Here is a 16,540-nt window from a genome sequence, read left to right as displayed (position 1 = left end):
AACGCTTAAGCGCGGCGGTATCAGAAAGAAATCGAGAGCGATCCTAAGCTGAGGGCCGAGACGGCGATGGCGACTGTCGTCTCGTGGCCGAAGGCGAGCACCCGGCACTCGCTCAGCAGGAGCGCCGCCTCGTGGACGTATCGCTGTCGGTATCGATCCGGTCCGGACCGGCCACCCGTGCGTCGTTGCGCGTGGCCGGGATCGCTGGACTTCACGATCGTGGCTGGAAGCAAGTGCCGGATGTGCAGCGCATCCATCGCCTGCGCGGAGGAAGCGGCGGCTCTCGAGTGTCCACCACGCCCCGGACCGACATCGGCGAGCCCGACGACAACCCGGCTCGGCAAGGAAGACGTCGTCCGGAACGGACCTCGAGCTTTGTCACGGACCGCCGTCGCGTCCGCGCGATCCGCGGATCAGGAGGCGACGGCGCGGACCTCGTCGCCCGTTGCGAGGTGCCACATTACGTCGGCAAGCACGCGCGCCCCGGCAGCGAGATCGTCGGGTTCGGCCCATTCCGCCGGGTTGTGGCTGACGCCGTCGCGGCAGGGCACGAAGATCATGCCGGTCGGGCAGACGGCGTGAAGCTGCCGGGCGTCGTGGCCGGCGGCCGAGAGGATGTCGCGGTGGGGCAGGCCGAGCGCTCCCGCCGCCGTCGCGATCGCAGCCCGCAGATCGGGCGAGAAGGTGAGCGAAGGATTGTGCTGGATCTGCCGGAGGGACGCGGCGCAGGGGCCGCGCTCGGCCTCGACGATCGCGCGGATCTCGGCATCGAGGCGGTCGACCACCGCATTGTCCGGGTGGCGCAGATCGATGGAGAACAGCACCTCCGCGGGGACGACGGAGGGCGCATTGGGCGTCACCTCGATCATCCCCACCGTGAGCTTCGTGTCGGCGGGGTCGGCGGCGGCCCGGTCGATGGCGGCGATCATCCGGACCGCCGCCATCAGGGCGTCGCGCCGCTCCCGGCGCTCGGCCGTGCCGGCATGCGCGGCCTCGCCGGTGACGGTCACACGGTAGCGGCGGGTGCCCTGGATGCCGGTGACGACGCCGATCGGGATGCCGTCCCGCTCCAGGATCGGCCCCTGCTCGATGTGAGGCTCGACGAAGGCCGCGACCGGCCGCCGGAACGGGCGTTGCGGCACGTCCCGGTCGCTCGCGAGCACCGCCGCCAGGGCGTCGCCCTGCGTGATCCCGGCCGCGTCGCGGATCCCCGCCACCTCCGCCAGCGTCCGCACCCCGGTGAACAGGTCGGAGCCGGTCATGCCGGGAGAGAACCGGCAGCCCTCCTCGTTGGTGAAGGCCACGATCTCGATCGCCCGCTCCGGCACCAGGCCTGCCGCCCGGATCGCCTCCACGGCCTCGAAGGCGGCCATCACCCCGAAGGCGCCATCGAACCGGCCGCCCATCGGCTGGGAATCGATATGCGAGCCGGCCAGGACGGCGGGCAGGTCCGGCCGCCGGCCGGGACACCGCAGGAAGAGGTTCGCGCCCTCGTCCGTGTACGGGTCGAGCCCGAGGGAGCGGCCGAGCGCCACCAGATGGGCGCGGGCGGCGATCTCGGCCTGCGTGAGGGTCTGGCGGTCGACCCCGCCATCGGCGCGGGCGCCGAACCGGCTCAGGTCCATCAGGCGCCGCCAGAGGCGCGCGCCGTCCACGTGATCCGACGGGCGCGCCACGTTCAGCGGGTCCGCATGATTTCGGCCGGGTTGGCGCGCGGGTCGCGCGGGCCCCAGCGGCCGCTCTCCACCTGGGCGAGGAACTCCGCCAGGATCTGGTTGAAGAGCATCGGCTCCTCGAGGTTCAGGGTGTGGCCGGTCTTCGGCAGCACCGCGAGGCCCGAGGCCGGCACCGTCCGCTTGAGGAAGAGGCCCGGCTGCAGGCAATGGTCGTCCTCGTCGCCGACCACGACCAGGAGGGGCGCCGTCATCGCGCGGAACTCCGCCTCCAGGTCGTAGAGGGAGGGGCGCCGCATCTGCACGCCGCGCATGGTGTTGGCCGCGCCCCGGCTGTCGTGGCGGCCCAGGCGATCGGCGAAGAGCTGCCAGCCGCGCGGGTCCTTGTCCTGGAACTGCACCCGCGAGGCGCCCTCGGCGTAGACCTTGGCGAAGGCCGGCGCTCCTTGCGTCTCGAAGTTGGTCGCGACCTGCTCCGAGATGCCCTTGAAGTAATCCTCGTGCGCCTTCTCCGCGCCGTAGCCGGCGCCCGCGGCGGTGATCGAGCGCACCCGGTCCGGATGGCGCAGGCCGGCATGCAGCACGGCGAAGCCCCCCATCGACAGGCCGACGAGATGCGCGGCCCCGATGCCCGCCGCATCCATGACCGCGACGATGTCGTCGGCCGCGATCGCCTGCGAGTAGGATTCGACGGAAGCCGGGATGTCGGACGGCGGGAAGCCGCGCGCCGCAAAGGTCACGCAACGGTGCCGGCGCGAGAAGTAGTTCATCTGCGGCTCCCAGCTCCAGTGGTTGCCGCCGAATTCGTGGACGAAGACGATGGGCGTCCCGCGCCCCGCCTCCTCGAAATGGAGCTCGGTGCCGTCGCTCGCGGTCGCCTTGGGCATGGCGGGTCTCCTCAGACGACGCTGCGGCGGGAGGCGATGCCGCCATCCACGGTGAAGACGGTGCCGGAGGTGTAGCCGGAGCGGAAGGAGGCGAGGAACAGGAAGAGATCGGTGATCTCGTGCACCTTGGCCGGCCGCTTCAGGGGATAGCGTCCGAGCAGCTCCTCGTAGCGCTCGGCGTCGCCGAGCTCGGCCTCGGCGAACTTGCGCAGCATATTATAGATGCGCGACGTATCGACCGGACCCGGATTGACGCCGACGACGCGGATGTTGTCGTCGAGGCTGCGGCCGCCGAGCGCGCGGGTCATCGCCATGATCGAGGCGTTGCCGGCGGCGCCCGCGATGTAGTTCGGGTCGCAGACCTCGCCGCCATTGCCGATGTTGTTCAGGATCACGCCGCCGCCGCGCGCCTTCATGCGCGGATAGACGAGCCGGATCATGTCGGCGTAGCCGAAGCCCTTGAGGGCCCAGCCCTCGCGCCATCTCTGCGCATCGACGTCGAAGAGCGAGCCGCTCGGGATCACCCCGGCATTGTTGATCAGGATGTCGACGTCGCCGGCCTCCGCGACGATCCGCTCGCAGGCCCCGTCCTGCGTCATGTCGATTGCCGTGACGCCGACCGCGACCTTGTGCTCGGCCTCGATCGCGCGCTTGAGCCCGTCGAGCTTGTCGGCCGACCGCGCCGTCAGGTGGAGCGGGCAGCCCTCGGCCGCGAAGGCGTGGGCGAGCCCCTCGCCGATGCCCTGCGAGGCGCCGGTGATCAGGACCGTCTTGCCCTGGAGGTGGAGATCCATGGTCGTGTCGTCCTCGTGATCGTGCTGTGCGTCGGGGCTGGTCTTCAGAAGAGCTTGACGTCCGCGTTCAGGCCGCGGGCCCGCTCGATCATCGCCGGCAGGAGGTCGACGAACTCCTCGACCCAGTCCCGCGGCACCGAGACGGACACCTTCACGAACCGGTCGCCGAAATTCGGCGTGTGATAGGAGCCCTGCCGGATCATGATCCGGCGCTCCTGGTAGGCGGCGACGAGCGCCTCAGGGCTGATGCCGAGGCCGCCGGTCTCCAGGACGACGAAGTTCCCGTTCGAGGGATAGACCGGCATGACGAGGCCCGGGATCCGGTCGCAGGCCGCCTTGATCAGCGCCTGGTTGCCCCGTTGCTCGGCGAGCACGGCCGGGAACCACTCGTCCTTGATCGAAAGGCCCGCCATCGCGGCGCGCTGGGCCAGGATGCTGGAGCCGAGATTGTTGGGCGGGGCCGCGGCCAGGCGCTCGGCCATGTCGGGATGGGCGATCACGGCACCGACCCTGAGGCCCGCCAGGCCGAGCCACTTCGAGAAGCTGTAGATCGTCAGCGTGCGCTCCGGATCGAGCTTCGCCGCCAAGTGGTGCTCGTGCGCGAAGTGCCGGTAGGTGCAATCGTGGATGAGATAGGCCCCGGCCTTGCGGACGATCGCCACGATCGCGGCGATCTCCTCGGCCGTGCAGGCGGTGCCGAGGGGGTTGTTGGGATCCACGAGGTAGACGACCTTGGTGCGCGGTCCCATCGCGGCCTCGAGCCGGGCGGGATCGAGGCGGTAGCCGTGCTCAGGGCCGTAGATCGGGATCTGCCGCACCGTGGCGCCCACCGAGCGGGCGAAGGCCATCGGCCAGTTCCAGGTCGGATCCGTCGTGACGAACTCGTCGCCCGGCGCCAGCAGCGTGTGGCAGACGTGGTAGAGCGAGGCCACGGCCCCATCGGAGACGAGGGCGGCCTGCCCTTCAAGGCCGAAATCGGCCACGATTCCCGCCCTCAGCGCCTCGAAGCCCGCGGGCGGCGCGTAGACGTGGAATCCCTCTTCCCGGATGCAGCGCTCCATCGCCTCCCGCACCGCCGGGTGGCTCGGTGCATGGTTGGTGTTCTGGCCGAGCCAGCGCAGGCCGGGCGTGTTCACCAGCGCGTCGAAATGGGCGTTCCGCGCCTCGAAGGCTCGCATGGTCAGGCTCTCCAACTGAGGTCTAACAGATACCCTGCCCCGTCTGGCATGCAAGATAAAAAATCTGGCACACATATTGGCGAAATGGAATGCATTTAGGCGCCGGTGGCATTCGATTATGCATGCGATCCAAGATCTAACATGCCATGATGCGGGCGACGCGGAAGAGAGCCGGGAGGGTGGGATGCTGACGAGACGGCGGGTTCTGGCGGGGTTCGGCGCGGCGGCCGGCGTCGCAGCGGCCAGTGGTTTTCCCCGCCCGGCCCTGGCCCAGGCGACGAAGGTCACCTTCACGACGTCCTGGATCCCGGAGGGCCCGAACCTCTTCGCCACTGTCGCGCGCGACAAGGGCTTCTGGAAGAAGCACGGGCTCGACGTCAGCGTCGCGCGCGGCTCCGGGTCGGGGGCGGCGGCCCAGGCGGTCGCGGCCGGGACCTTCGATTTCGGGATGGCCGCGACGCCGACGGCGATCATCCAGGCCTCGCGCAACCTGCCGATCACCTGCATCGGGCAGATCAACTACGACGCGCTGATGGGGATCGCGGTCCTGTCCGCGTCGCCGATCAAGTCCCCGAGGGACCTCGAGGGCCGCAAGCTCGGCGCGAGCGTCACCTCGGGCGAGTACCCGTTCCTGCCGCTCTTCGCCGAGAAGGCGGGCTTCGACCTGAAGAAGGTCGACCTCGTCCAGATCGACGGCAAGGTCCGCGAGCGGTCGCTGGTCGAGAAGCAGGTCGACGCGGTCTCGTCCTTCGCGACGAGCACGCTGCCGTCCCTCGTCCCCCTCGGCACGGAGCTGCGCTTCATGCTGTTCCGGGAGGCGGGCCTCGACTTCTACGGCCAGTCCCTGATCACCCAGCCGGCCCGGATCGAGAAGGATCCCGGCCTGACGGAAGCCTTCGTGACCGGGGCCATGGAGGCGATCCGGTTCACCATGACCGACTTCGACGAGGCGGTGAACGTCTTCCTCAAGGCCAACAGCGAGGTCGCGATCAGCTCGACGGGCAAGGCCTATGCGCGGATCGGCCTCGGGCTGACGAACCTGACCAACCTGGTGCCCGAGGTGAAGGAGAAGGGCTTCGGCTACGCCGACCCGGCCAAGGTGGCGACGATGACCGACGTCGTCGTGCGCTACGGGGCGGGCGACAAGGCGGTGCGGCCCGACCCCGCCGCCCTGTTCACCAACCGGTTCGCCGGCACGGTCAAGCTCGAGGGCAAGGACCTCGCGGCGGCGGAGGCCCAGGCGGCACCCTACCGGAAGTACGTGATCTGATGGCGGCGCAACCCAGCCCCCGCGTCGCGAACGCGCCGCTCACCCAGCCCGCCGCGCCGCTCCTGCGGATCGCGCAGGTCGAGAAGGTCTATGGCGGCCGCCAGGGTCCCGTCCGGGCGGTCGCCTCCGCGAGCCTCGAGATCGGGCGCGGCGAGTTCGTCTCGCTGCTGGGCCCGAGCGGCTGCGGGAAGAGCACGCTCCTGATGATGATCGCCGGACTCGAGACGCCGACCGGCGGCACGATCGAGCTCGACGGAAGCCCCGTGATCCGGCCGCGCCGCGACATCGGCATCATCTTCCAGGACGCGACCCTGCTGCCCTGGAAGACCACGATCGAGAACGTGCTCTTCCCGATCCGGATCCTGAAGCTGCCGCTCGCGCCCTACCGGGAGCGGGCGCGCGAGCTCCTGGCGATGGTGGGCCTGGGCGGCTTCGAGAACCACAAGCCGTCCCAACTGTCGGGGGGCATGCGCCAGCGCGTCGCCATCTGCCGGGCCCTGATCCACGATCCGGCGATCCTCCTGATGGACGAGCCGTTCAGCGCCCTCGACGCGATCACCCGCGACCAGATGAACGAGGCGCTGTCGGAGATCATGGATAAGACGGCGAAGACGGTGATCTTCGTCACGCACTCGATCCGCGAGGCGGCGTTCCTGTCGGACCGCGTCGTGGTGATGGGCGGCCGCCCCTCCCACGTCGTTCTCGACGAGCGCATGCCGTTCGGGCGGCCGCGCCGTCTGGCGATCGAGGAGAATCCGGAATTCGGACGGGTCGTCCGCCACCTGCGGCTGACCATCGAGCAGGCCCACGGCACGGCACCGACGGGCCGCAGCGCAGGCGGGGAGTAGGACATGGCGGGCGCAATCGGAACGGAAACCGGCGCGATCCTCTCGGGCCCGGGGCAGACCCCGCGGCTCGGGTTCGGACTCTCGGGCGTGCGGGCCGTGCTCCTGCCGGTCGCCCTGGCGGTGGCGACCCTGGCCGCCTGGCAGGCCTTCGTCGTGATCGGCAACATCCCGCCGGTCATCCTCCCCTCCCCCGTCTCCACCTTGCGCTACATCGTGGAGCACTGGGACATCCTCCTGACCCATGCGGTCCCGACGACATTGGAATCGGCGATCGGCTTCGTCCTGGCGACCCTGCTCGGGGTTCTCCTGGCGATCGTGATCACCTACTCGACCCTGGCGCGCGAGGCGCTCTACCCGAACCTCGTCTTCTTCCAGCTGATCCCGAAGATCGCGCTCGCGCCGCTCTTCATCATCTGGCTCGGGATCGGCATGCAGTCGCGCGTCGCCTTCGCGGTCTTCATCGCGTTCTTCCCCGTGGTGATCGCGACGAGTGCAGGGTTCGCGAGCGTCGATCGCGGCATGCTGCGGCTCTGCCGGTCGCTCACGGCGAGCGAGTGGCAGGTCTTCACCCATGTGCGCTTCCCCGCCGCCCTGCCGCACATCTTCAGCGGCATGAAGGTCGCGATCACGCTCGCCATCATCGGGGTGATCATCGGCGAGTTCATCACGGCGCAGGCCGGCCTCGGCTACCTCATCATCTTCGCGACGGCGCGGGCCGATACCGAGGTGTCGATGGCCGCGATCGTCGTCCTTTGCGTGTGCGGGCTGCTGCTGTACGGCTTGGTCGCGCTCGGTGAGATCGCCGCCAACCGGATCTTCTCGGCGGACCCGGCGTGAGGGGTGAGGACATGAGCCATAGGACGGCGCAGAGAGCGCGCCGGCTCGACCTGTCGGAGGCCGGGATCCCCGAGGATACCTCACTCGCAGGAGACGTCGCGCGCCGCCTGGAGGAGGACATCCTGCGCGGCGCGATCCGTCCGGGCCAGCGGCTCGACGAGCGCGAATTGTCCGAGCGATACGGCGTTTCGCGCACCCCCGTCCGCGAGGCGCTGCAGCGGCTCTCGGCGAGCGGGCTCGCGAGCGCTCGCGGGCGCCAGGGGCTGCAGGTGGCGCAATTCTCGGTGGCCGACCTCCTGGATGCGCTCAGCGTCGTGGCCTCGCTGGAGGCCCTGGCGGCCTCGCAGGCGGCCCGCCGGATCACGCAGGAGCAGCGGGCCGTGCTCGAGGCCGAGCACGCGGCCTGCGGCGCCGCCATCGCCGCCGGCGATTACGACGCGTTCTACGACGCCAACATCCGGTTCCACGACGCGATCGCCGCCGCGAGCCACAACCGGGTCCTTCAGGACGAGTTGCGGCGCCTCTCGGTGAAGACCGCGCCGTATCGCCGGGCGATCACCTTCCAGCCCGGCCGCATGCCGCAATCGCAGCCCGAGCACGCGGCGATCCTCGCGGCGATCCTGCGCAACGATGCGGCCGTCGCGGGGGAGCGGATGGCGCACCACGTCTCGCTCCTGTCCGAGGGGATCGCGGACTTCCTGCACTTCATCCGGTCGTCGGACCACGCCGGCCTGTTCAAGGACGAGACCTGACCCGGGCCGCCGGAGGGCGCGCCGAGGCTTCGGCGCGCGGGCTGGTGATGCGAGATGCGGAAGGAATCTTCCGGATCTCGTATCACTTCATGTTGGCGTCGAAGATCCGGCCGAACTCGCCCGACGCCTTCGTCAGGTGCAGCCACTGGTCGACATAGGCCTTGAACACCGTATCGCCGCGCGGCAGCAGGAAACCCATCTCGCCGTATTGGAGCGGCTGGTCGGGGTTCACCGCGCACAAGCCCGGATGCAGCTTCTCCTGGAGCTTCACCTCGACCGATTCGGCGACCATGACGTCCGCGCGGCCCTCCGCGATCTCGCGCCAGATCACCCGGTTGTCCGGGAAGAGCTGGATCTGCGCGTTGGCGAGATGGGCGCGGGCGAACCGCTCGTTCGTGCCGCCGGGATTCACGACGACGCGGGTCGACGGCTGGTTGATGGCCTCCGTCGTCTGGAACTTGGCGACGTCGCCGCACCGCACGATGGGCGCCTTGCCGTTCACGAGGTACATCTCGCTGAAGAAGGTCTCGCGCTGTCGCGGCAGCGTCACCGAGATGCCGCTCATGGCGATGTCGCACTGGCTCTTGAAGTCCGCGAGCAGGTTCGACCACTTGGTCTGGATGAACACGGCCTCGGCATCGAGCGACTTGGCGAGCGAGCGGCCGAGATCGATGTCGATGCCGACGAAGTCGTTGGCTCCGTCGGGGCGATACGAGAACGGCCGGTAGTCGCCGGTCGTGCAGATGTTCAGGACCTTGCGTTCGACGACCTGGTCGAGGCGCGAGGGCTCGTTCGCGGCAAGCGCCGGCGTCGAGGCGAGCGCCAGCATCGCACCCGCCGCCAGCCGCGACGTCTTCGAACCCACAGCCATGACCCCCACCCCGTCGCCGATACGCTTGTCGATGGCGGCAGCGTAGGGACGCGGATGAGGCCCGTCCAGCGTTTCGGGCGGGTGCCGCGTGGCGCCGGCCCGCCGGGTGGTGGAAGATCGGAGCTTGCCGGCCAAGCAGGTCAGGCCTTGGCCGGCCCGGCCTCGGCGAGGTAGGCCCAGGCGGCCGCCTCGTCGGCCAGGTCGAACGTCTTGGTCTCGACCGGCAGGACCGCTCCCGACAGGGTGATCATCGCGCGGGCGAAGGCCGGCGCGCCGACCACGACGTATTTCCGGATATGCGCCACCGAGCGGGCCATCACCGCGCTGGCATAGCCGTCGAACCGCGCGCCGAGATCCGAGCCCTCGTAGTTCGACATGATGAGCAGCATGTCGATCGTGCCGTGCTCCTTCATGGCCGCGTCGGCGATCGAGGACATCCACTCGATGTCCGGCTTGGTGATCCGGTCCTTGACCTCGAAGGCGAGGAGGTCGGCCCTCGGTGCCTCGCGCCGGATGACCGACCCGTCGGGTGCTGCATTCATGTCGCCCTCGCAAACGCCGCCCGTCACGCCGCTCCCCGCGGCCCGTCGTCCGGAAACGGCCCGTCGACCGGTTTCGATCCCGCGGCGGGCGATCGCGGCGCGGTGCCGTGCCGGGGTGGGCCGCGCGGGCTGCGCGCCGGGAGCCCGGCTCCGGACGCGACCGGGCGGAAACCAGATGACCGCTCCCGACGGGCCTGTATGGTGCCGGCGGCCGGACCTCACGCCGGATGGGAGCACGATGGACGAGGCACCGGCCGGTCCCCGGCATGGGACACCGGAGATGATCCGGCTTTGCGCGGCGGAATGCGGGGAGCTGGCCGCCACGTTCTTCGCGGCGGCCGCCGAGCGGCTGCGCGAGAACGACCTGCCGGGCTATCGCTGCGCGATGCGCTGCGCCGCGGCCGCCGCGAAATGCGCCCGCGAACTCGCGGGCCTGCTCGGCAGCGAGGCGGCGCTCGGCCAGGCGCGCGACTGAGCGCTGCTCACGACGCCCCGGTCATACGGGCGCCGCCAGGGTGAATGCCGTGCCGGAGACCGGCGAGCGCTGACGGCCCGCCCGATATCCTGCCGCCCGGCTCAATGCGGCGGCCCGTCCGCGACGTCAGCGAGGACGTGGCGGAGCTTGTCGGGATTGCGGGTGATGTAGATGGCGGTGATCCGGCCGTCCTCGATGGCGAGCGCGGTCGTCTGGAGGAGGCCGCCGCGCTCGCGGCTGACATAGCCCGGCAGCCCGTCGATCCAGACGGGCGCGACCAGCGCGGCCCGGTCCGGCCCCCATTTGCGCCGGACGCCCGCGAAGAGGCGGAGCAGGCGCTCCACCCCGGCGATCGGGTTGAGGAAGGCCAGGACCTTGCCGCCCCCGTCCGAGCACAGGACCGCGTTCTGCGCGAGCAGCGTGCGCAGGGACGCGACGTCGCCGCTCACCGAGGCGTCGAAGAAGGCGCGGGCGATCCGCTCCCCCTCCTCCCGCGCCACGGGAAAGCGCGGCCGCGCCGACCGCACGTTGCGGCGGGCCCGCACCGCGAGCTGGCGCACCGCCGGGGCCTCCCGGCCGAGCGTGTCCGCCACCGCGCCGAGCGGCAGGCCGAACACGTCGTGGAGCAGGAAGGCCGCGCGTTCGAGGGGCGACAGGCGCTCCAGCGCCATCATCAGCGTCAGGGTGAGATCGTCCTCGTCCACGCCCTCCTCCCCCGTCTCGACCAGCGGCTCCGGCAGCCAGGCGCCGACATAGGTCTCCCGCCGCGCACGGGCCGACTTCATCTGGTCGAGGCAGAGCCGGGTCACGATGCGGGCGAGGAACGGGTACGGTGCGGCGACGGCCGTCCGGTCCGCCGCGATCCAGCGCAGCCAGGCCTCCTGCACGATGTCCTCGGCCTCGCTGCGCGAGCCGAGCATGCGGTAGCCGATGCGCAGGAGGCGCGGGCGGTGGGCCTCGAAGATGGCGGTCTCCGTGTCGGTCTGCGGCATGATCCCCCCGCGGAGCGGTCGCGCGGCGGTGGGATCCTCGCATGCGGGCGCGGAGACCGTCACGGCCGGTCCGGCACCGTCAGCGCGCGGTCCTCCGTGTCGACGACGAAGACCGCCAGGAGCCTGGACGGCGCGGTGGCGCTGGCATTGGCGCTGACGGCGTGATGGTCGCCCGGCTGCTCCACGAAGCTCTCGCCGACCCGGTAGACCCGCTCGGGCCCGTCGTTGACGCGGCTGCGGACCGCACCCTCGATCACCGTCGCGGTGATGAAGGCGGAGCGGGCATGCCTGTGGGCCGGCGAGGATCCGCCGGGCCCGTACTCGACGAGGACGCCGCGCAGGCTCTTGCCGGGCACGGTCGGAAGGGGATGGTCGAAGACCGTCGTCACGCGGGCCTCGCCCTCGCGCAGGTCGGCGGCCGCAGCCGGAGGGGCGGTGCCGGCGAGAAGTCCGGTGAGAATTCCGGCAAGGATTCCGGATCTAAGGAGCGTCTTGCGCATCAGGTCTCTCCGTTGGATCAGGCCGTCGCCAGCTGGGCTTGGAGCCAGCTCTCGAATCGCGTCGGTCCGAGGCGCGCCGCGGCCTCGTCCGCGGGGACGAGGGTACCCTTCTCCAGCCGGGCGCCGAAGTAGCGCGCCGTCCGGTCCGCCGAGACCTCCCGGTGGTCGCCGGAGGCCGCGATGCGGCGGGCGACGAAGTCGCGGAACGGCAGCCTCTCCGGCCCGGCGATCTCGATCGTCCCGTCGGCGGGCGCGGCGACCGCCACCGCCGCGAGCGCCGCGGCGACGTCGGCCGCGGCGATCGGCTGGAAATCGGCGTCGGGGACGACGATCCGCCCCTCCGTCGCGGAGGCCTCGGCGATCGTGGCGACGAACTCGAAGAACTGCGTCGCGCGGACGATGGTGTGGGGCAGGCCGGAAGCCGCGATCAGACGCTCCTGGGCGACCTTCGCGCGGAAATAGCCGTTCCCCTCGGCGCGATCCGCCCCGACGATCGAAAGGGCGATGGCATGCGTCACGCCCGCCTGCCGCGCGGCGGCCAGGAGGTTGCGGCCCGACCGCTCGAAGAAGTCGAGCACCGCCGCATCCTCGAAGGACGGCGCGTTCGCCACGTCGACCACCACCGCGGCCCCGGCGAGGATTTCGGCGAGGCCCTCCCCCGTGAGCGTGTTCACGCCCGTGCTCGGGGAGGCGGGAACCGCCTCGTGCCCCAGGCGCTGCAGGTCCGCGGTCAGCTGCCGGCCGATGAGCCCGCTTCCCCCGATCACCACGATCTTCATCACACCCGTCTCCCGCGTGGAACGGGCGGGGCGGCCCCTGCCGCCCCGCCGCCCGTTCGACGACAGGACGAGGCCGGGGGCGTGGATTGTGACATGCCGCCGGAGAAAAAATCCGTGGCCCGAGGCTGTCGCCCCGGCCCGATCACGCGAGGGTCCGCTCGACTGCCTTTCGCCCTCGACCACCGAGCCTGTTCGAGCAGGATCGACGACTCAGCCGAAACTGGATCTACGGGCTTGATTTTACGGCCGATTCCTCGGCGCCCGCTTGACTGGAACGACAGAATCGAAGCACTCAACCGTCACCCCGCTGCCGCGCAGCGGCACCCGGGATCCATAAACGCCGACGATGCAGGAGAGATCGGCGCGCATTCCACTTCATCCTGCAATCTCAACGTTTACGGATACCGGATCCTCGACTTCGTCGAGCCCCAGCTAAGGTCAAGAAATTTTGATACCCGTGCCAGATGACTGGCAGGACGAGTCGAACAGGCTCTCAAGCGCGGGTCCCCCTCTCCCGAGTGGGAGAAGGGGACCCGCGCCAAAGCGATAGCCGCCTCGTTTCATCCACGCGGGACGGCGAAGCCGGTGAAGGCCTCATTCTGAGCAGTGAGAGCGGGCGTCGCGGGTTCAGCGGGGCTCAGCGCCGCGCCCCGGAGGTGTACCGGGCGGGTGCCCCGGCCGGCGCGGCATCCGCGACGTCGTCGAAGCCGAAGCAGTGCAGGGCCAGAGCCTGGCGGTTGCCGAGTCGCTCCTGCATGGCGCACTCGGATCGACCGTCCCTGAACTGCCCGCACACCGACGACGCGTTCGGGTTGGGAAGATCACGGCCGTTCTCGTCCTGCGGGAGGCACGAACCCACGAACCTTTGCGCCTTGCGGACGGGCTCCGGGCTCCCGGCCGGCGCATCCGGCCCGGCCAGCGCGACGGCCGGCATGAGGGCGAGCCACGAACACGCGATCGAGATCAGTGCAGCATATCTCATGTCTTGTCCTATAAGTACATCAGCTCGTAAAACAGAGAAGCAAGATCTGCCGCTACGATCACGCCGATCGCGATGCACATCGTGATAGGCCACCATCCGATCGACCCTGCGTGATCGCCGTCCCGATCGGGCTGCGGATCGTTCGGCGCCGCCTCCTGCCGGCCCGATCGGGCGGCACCAGGCGCAGGCAAAGGCGCCCATGACCGGGTCTGTCCGACGTCTCGTTCGTCGCGCGGCATCGTTCCTCCCCCTCTCGGCGCACCGTTACGGGCTTTGCCCGATCCGGCGTGAGTCCGAAGGCGGAACAGCATCTTTGCAGATACCGCAAACATCGGAGCGGGCCGTGAGGCGGCCGAGCCGCCGCGCTCAAGGGGTCAGGGGCGGGGCCCAGGCACGGGACGCGCGAGGGCGGCGGTCAGGAAATCCATGAAGGCGCGGATGCGCGGGGGCAGGTGCCGCCGGCTCGCATAGGAGGCGTAGAGGGCGATGGGGCCCGACCAGTAGGGTTCGAGGCACGGCACGAGGCGTCCCGCCTCGAGTTCGGGGGCGATGTCCCACTCGGCCCGGGACGCGATGCCGTGCCCCGCCAGGACCCAGGCATTGACCACTTCCGTGCTGGTCGTCGACAGCTTGCCGCGGATGTCGATCGTGCGCACGCCGTCGCCGTCCCGGAACGACCAGCGGTCCACGTCCTGGTGCCCCGTCACGAGGCGGATGCAATCATGATCCTTGAGGTCGTCCGGCGTGGCGGGCATCCCGCGGTCGCGCAGATAGCCCGGCGCCGCGCAGACGACCCGCCTGCCAGACAGGATCTTTCGGACGATCACGCCGGATGCCTGCGGGGGGACCGCACCGATCGCCACGTCCAGCCCGCCGCCGACCACATCGAGGCTCGTGTCGGTCAGCACCAGATGAGCGCTGATCATCGGAAAGCCGGCGCTGAAATCCGCGATGATCGGCGCCAGGACGCGCCGGCCCCACTGCAAGGGCGCGCTGATCCGCAACGACCCGCGCGGTTGCCCCGCCCCCTGCGCGGCCTCGGCCTCGGCCTCGTCGATCTCGGCCAGGATCCCGACGCAGCGCTCGTGGAACAAGGCGCCCTCGTCGGTGAGTTCGAAGCGGCGGGACGTCCGTGTCACCAGGCGAACACCCAGCCGGTTCTCCAGCGCCGTGAGGTGCCGGCTCATCACGGCCGGCGACGAGCCCATGGCCCGCGCCGCGGCCGAGAGGTTGCCGGCCGCCACCATCGCAACGAACCGCCGCAGGTCACTGATCTCGTCGGCCATCCCGGTCACCGTAGCGAGCCCGATGCGGGCCGTCGAACGAGGCCACCGGGGACATGGGGGCCCGGGAGCCCGCGATGATGCAGGGCCGTGATCGTCCCATACCAGCGCGCTGATGCGTCGGCGCCCCTTCGGGCTTGGCCAGCGCCTTCGAACAAGTCTGTTCGAAGGCGCTGCGGTATCAGATCCGCCCCGCCGCCAAGTAGCGCCGCCGCCGCGCCGCGCTCTCGCCGGCGAAGTGCCGGTCCGGCGTGACCACGGCGCGAATCGGCGGGCGGGTGCAGACCTCCGCCTCGGTGCCGCCGGCGCACAGCATGCCGAGCCGGGCCGCCCCGAAGGCGGCGCCGAGCTCGCCGCCCCGCGGGCAGGCGAGCTCCAGGTCGAGCGTGTCGGCGATGAGCTGGTTCCAGAACGGCGTGCGCGAGCCGCCGCCGACGACGACGCAGTGGCGCGGCGCCGCGCCGGCCTCGCTCAGCACGTCGAGGCAATCCGCCATCGCGAAGGCGACGCCCTCCAGCACGGCGTAGACCAGCGCGTCGAGGCCGTGCTCGGCCCTGAGGCCGGTGAACGAGGCGGTGAGGCCGGGGTCGTTGTGGGGGGTGCGCTCGCCGGTGAGGTAGGGCACGAAGACCGGCGCGTGGGCGCGCCGGTCCGGATCGGCCGCGAAGGCCTCGGCCCGGGCGATCAACCCGCCGACCTGTCCTCCCTCCCCGGCGATGCCGGCGAGCCACGACAGGGAGGCGGCGGCCGAGAGCGCCACCGCCATGCCGTGCCAGCGCCCCGGCAGGGCATGGCAGAAGGCGTGCAGGGTGCGCTCGGGCAGCGAGACCATCCGGTCGGTCGTCGCGAACAGCACGCCCGACGTGCCGAGCGACAGGAAGCCGTCGCCGGCCTGCACCGCCCCGATTCCCACCGCCGAGCAGGCATTGTCGCCGCCCCCGCCGGCGATCGGGATCCTGTCTCCGCCGAGGCCCCACGCCGCCGCGAGGTCGGCCGAGAGGAAGGCCGACACCTCGGAGCCCTCGACGAGGTCGGGCATCTGCGCCCGGGTGAGGCCGCAGGCGGAGAGCAGCGTGTCGTCGAAGCGTCGCGCCGCCACGTCGAGCCAGAGCGTGCCGGCGGAATCCGACATCTCCGACACGAAGGCCCCGGAGAGCCGCCAGCGGACGTAGTCCTTCGGCAGCAGCACCTTGGCGATCTGCGAGAAGACCTCCGGCTCGTGCCGGGCGACCCAGAGAAGCTTGGGGGCCGTGAAGCCCGTCATCGGCACGTTGGCCGAGCGCACCGTGAAGTCCGGCACGCGGGCGAGCAGCTCCGCGCATTCCGCCCCGCAGCGACCGTCGTTCCACAGGATCGCCGGGCGCAGCACCGCGCCGGAGGCCGAGAGCAGGGTGGCGCTGTGCTGCTGGCCCGACAGGCCGATCCCCCGCACGGCGCCGAGCTCGCCGCCCGGCGCCCGGGCGCGCGCCTCGGCCACCGCGGCGAGCGTCGCCTGCCACCACGCCTCCGGGTCCTGCTCCGACCAGAGCGGGCGCGGCCGCGCGATCGGCACCGGCGCGCCGCCCTCGGCGAGGCAGGTCTGGTTCTCGTCGAGGAGCACCGCCTTCACCGAGGAGGTGCCGATGTCGATGCCGAGGAAGCGGGCGGGTCGGGTCATGGCAGGATCCGGGTCATGGCAGGATCGGGGCGCGGCGGCGCGGCGGGCGGGGGGGGGCGGGCGGCGGGCCCCGCCCGCCGGCAGGGGGGGGGGGGGGGGCGGGGGCGCGCGCCCGCGCCCGGGCAGGCGCGCGGGGGGGGGCGGCGGGGGCGGGCGGGGCGCGGGGCGGGGGTGGGGGGGGAGGGCGGCGTGGCGGGGGGGGGCGCGGGGGGGGGGGGTG

At 71.1% G+C, this 16,540-nt stretch carries 16 protein-coding genes; 5 read left to right on the top strand and 11 right to left on the bottom strand.

Annotated elements, in window-relative coordinates:
- Positions 1-413 precede the first annotated feature (413 nt).
- From VQ03_RS07385 to VQ03_RS07370, 4 genes are read right to left on the bottom strand one after another with little or no spacing between them, the layout of a single operon-like run.
- Positions 414-1,676: a M20 family metallo-hydrolase gene (locus VQ03_RS07385; RefSeq protein ID WP_048450234.1), complete on the bottom strand. Its 1,263-nt coding sequence runs from the start codon at positions 1,674-1,676 to the stop codon at positions 414-416.
- 2 nt (positions 1,677-1,678) lie between these two features.
- Positions 1,679-2,560 carry an alpha/beta fold hydrolase gene (locus VQ03_RS07380; RefSeq protein ID WP_048450233.1) on the bottom strand — a complete coding sequence of 294 codons (882 nt, stop codon included), beginning with the start codon at positions 2,558-2,560 and terminating at the stop codon, positions 1,679-1,681.
- Between the two features lie 11 nt (positions 2,561-2,571).
- Entirely contained in the window at positions 2,572-3,354 is a 783-nt protein-coding gene (locus VQ03_RS07375) for an SDR family oxidoreductase (RefSeq protein WP_048450232.1), read from the bottom strand.
- 44 nt (positions 3,355-3,398) lie between these two features.
- On the bottom strand, positions 3,399-4,532 hold the full coding sequence (locus tag VQ03_RS07370; protein ID WP_048450231.1) for a pyridoxal phosphate-dependent aminotransferase: 1,134 nt from the start codon (positions 4,530-4,532) through the stop codon (positions 3,399-3,401).
- Positions 4,533-4,716: 184 nt separating this feature from the next.
- On the opposite strand from VQ03_RS07370, the gene VQ03_RS07365 reads away from it, so the two are divergent.
- Genes VQ03_RS07365 through VQ03_RS07350 form a run of 4 tightly spaced genes read left to right on the top strand, consistent with a single transcriptional unit; the run spans position 4,717 to position 8,239 of the window.
- On the top strand, positions 4,717-5,802 hold the full coding sequence (locus tag VQ03_RS07365; RefSeq protein WP_048450230.1) for an ABC transporter substrate-binding protein: 1,086 nt from the start codon (positions 4,717-4,719) through the stop codon (positions 5,800-5,802).
- Positions 5,802-6,650, top strand: coding sequence for an ABC transporter ATP-binding protein (locus VQ03_RS07360; RefSeq protein ID WP_048450229.1), 849 nt, complete (start codon positions 5,802-5,804; stop codon positions 6,648-6,650). Before VQ03_RS07365 ends, VQ03_RS07360 begins: the two co-directional genes overlap by 1 nt.
- 3 nt (positions 6,651-6,653) lie before the next feature.
- The gene (locus VQ03_RS07355; RefSeq protein WP_053078437.1) at positions 6,654-7,487 is read left to right on the top strand and encodes an ABC transporter permease; all 834 of its coding nucleotides are present in this window, start codon (positions 6,654-6,656) and stop codon (positions 7,485-7,487) included.
- 11 nt (positions 7,488-7,498) lie between these two features.
- Positions 7,499-8,239 (top strand): GntR family transcriptional regulator, encoded by a 741-nt coding sequence (locus VQ03_RS07350; RefSeq protein WP_053078436.1) that lies wholly within the window; start codon positions 7,499-7,501, stop codon positions 8,237-8,239.
- A gap of 82 nt (positions 8,240-8,321) precedes the next feature.
- Here VQ03_RS07350 and VQ03_RS07345 read toward each other — a convergent pair whose 3' ends face one another.
- Positions 8,322-9,110 (bottom strand): transporter substrate-binding domain-containing protein, encoded by a 789-nt coding sequence (locus VQ03_RS07345; RefSeq protein WP_048450228.1) that lies wholly within the window; start codon positions 9,108-9,110, stop codon positions 8,322-8,324.
- Positions 9,111-9,250: 140 nt separating this feature from the next.
- Positions 9,251-9,652 carry a SpoIIAA family protein gene (locus tag VQ03_RS07340; protein WP_048450227.1) on the bottom strand — a complete coding sequence of 134 codons (402 nt, stop codon included), beginning with the start codon at positions 9,650-9,652 and terminating at the stop codon, positions 9,251-9,253.
- 280 nt (positions 9,653-9,932) lie between these two features.
- Between VQ03_RS07340 and VQ03_RS07335 the strand changes: the two genes are divergently transcribed.
- The gene (locus VQ03_RS07335) at positions 9,933-10,127 is read left to right on the top strand and encodes a hypothetical protein (RefSeq protein ID WP_048450226.1); all 195 of its coding nucleotides are present in this window, start codon (positions 9,933-9,935) and stop codon (positions 10,125-10,127) included.
- Between the two features lie 101 nt (positions 10,128-10,228).
- Here the strand turns inward: VQ03_RS07335 and VQ03_RS07330 are convergent, their stop codons facing one another.
- From VQ03_RS07330 to xylB, 5 genes are all read right to left on the bottom strand, one after another.
- Entirely contained in the window at positions 10,229-11,119 is an 891-nt protein-coding gene (locus VQ03_RS07330) for a sigma-70 family RNA polymerase sigma factor (protein ID WP_048450225.1), read from the bottom strand.
- Between the two features lie 59 nt (positions 11,120-11,178).
- Positions 11,179-11,619, bottom strand: coding sequence for a cupin domain-containing protein (locus VQ03_RS07325; RefSeq protein ID WP_048450224.1), 441 nt, complete (start codon positions 11,617-11,619; stop codon positions 11,179-11,181).
- A gap of 17 nt (positions 11,620-11,636) precedes the next feature.
- Entirely contained in the window at positions 11,637-12,398 is a 762-nt protein-coding gene (locus VQ03_RS07320; protein ID WP_048450223.1) for an SDR family oxidoreductase, read from the bottom strand.
- 1,356 nt (positions 12,399-13,754) lie between these two features.
- On the bottom strand, positions 13,755-14,666 hold the full coding sequence (locus VQ03_RS07310) for a LysR family transcriptional regulator (protein WP_048450221.1): 912 nt from the start codon (positions 14,664-14,666) through the stop codon (positions 13,755-13,757).
- A 178-nt stretch (positions 14,667-14,844) separates the two neighbouring features.
- Complete coding sequence (gene xylB, locus VQ03_RS07305) at positions 14,845-16,320, bottom strand: xylulokinase (RefSeq protein WP_048450220.1); 1,476 nt, start codon at positions 16,318-16,320, stop codon at positions 14,845-14,847.
- Between the last annotated feature and the right edge of the window lie 220 nt (positions 16,321-16,540).

The sequence above is a fragment of the Methylobacterium tarhaniae genome (assembly GCF_001043955.1).
Taxonomy (GTDB): domain Bacteria; phylum Pseudomonadota; class Alphaproteobacteria; order Rhizobiales; family Beijerinckiaceae; genus Methylobacterium; species Methylobacterium tarhaniae.
The sequence above is the reverse complement of the archived record's forward strand: the minus strand, read 5'-3'. Positions and strand labels throughout refer to the sequence as shown.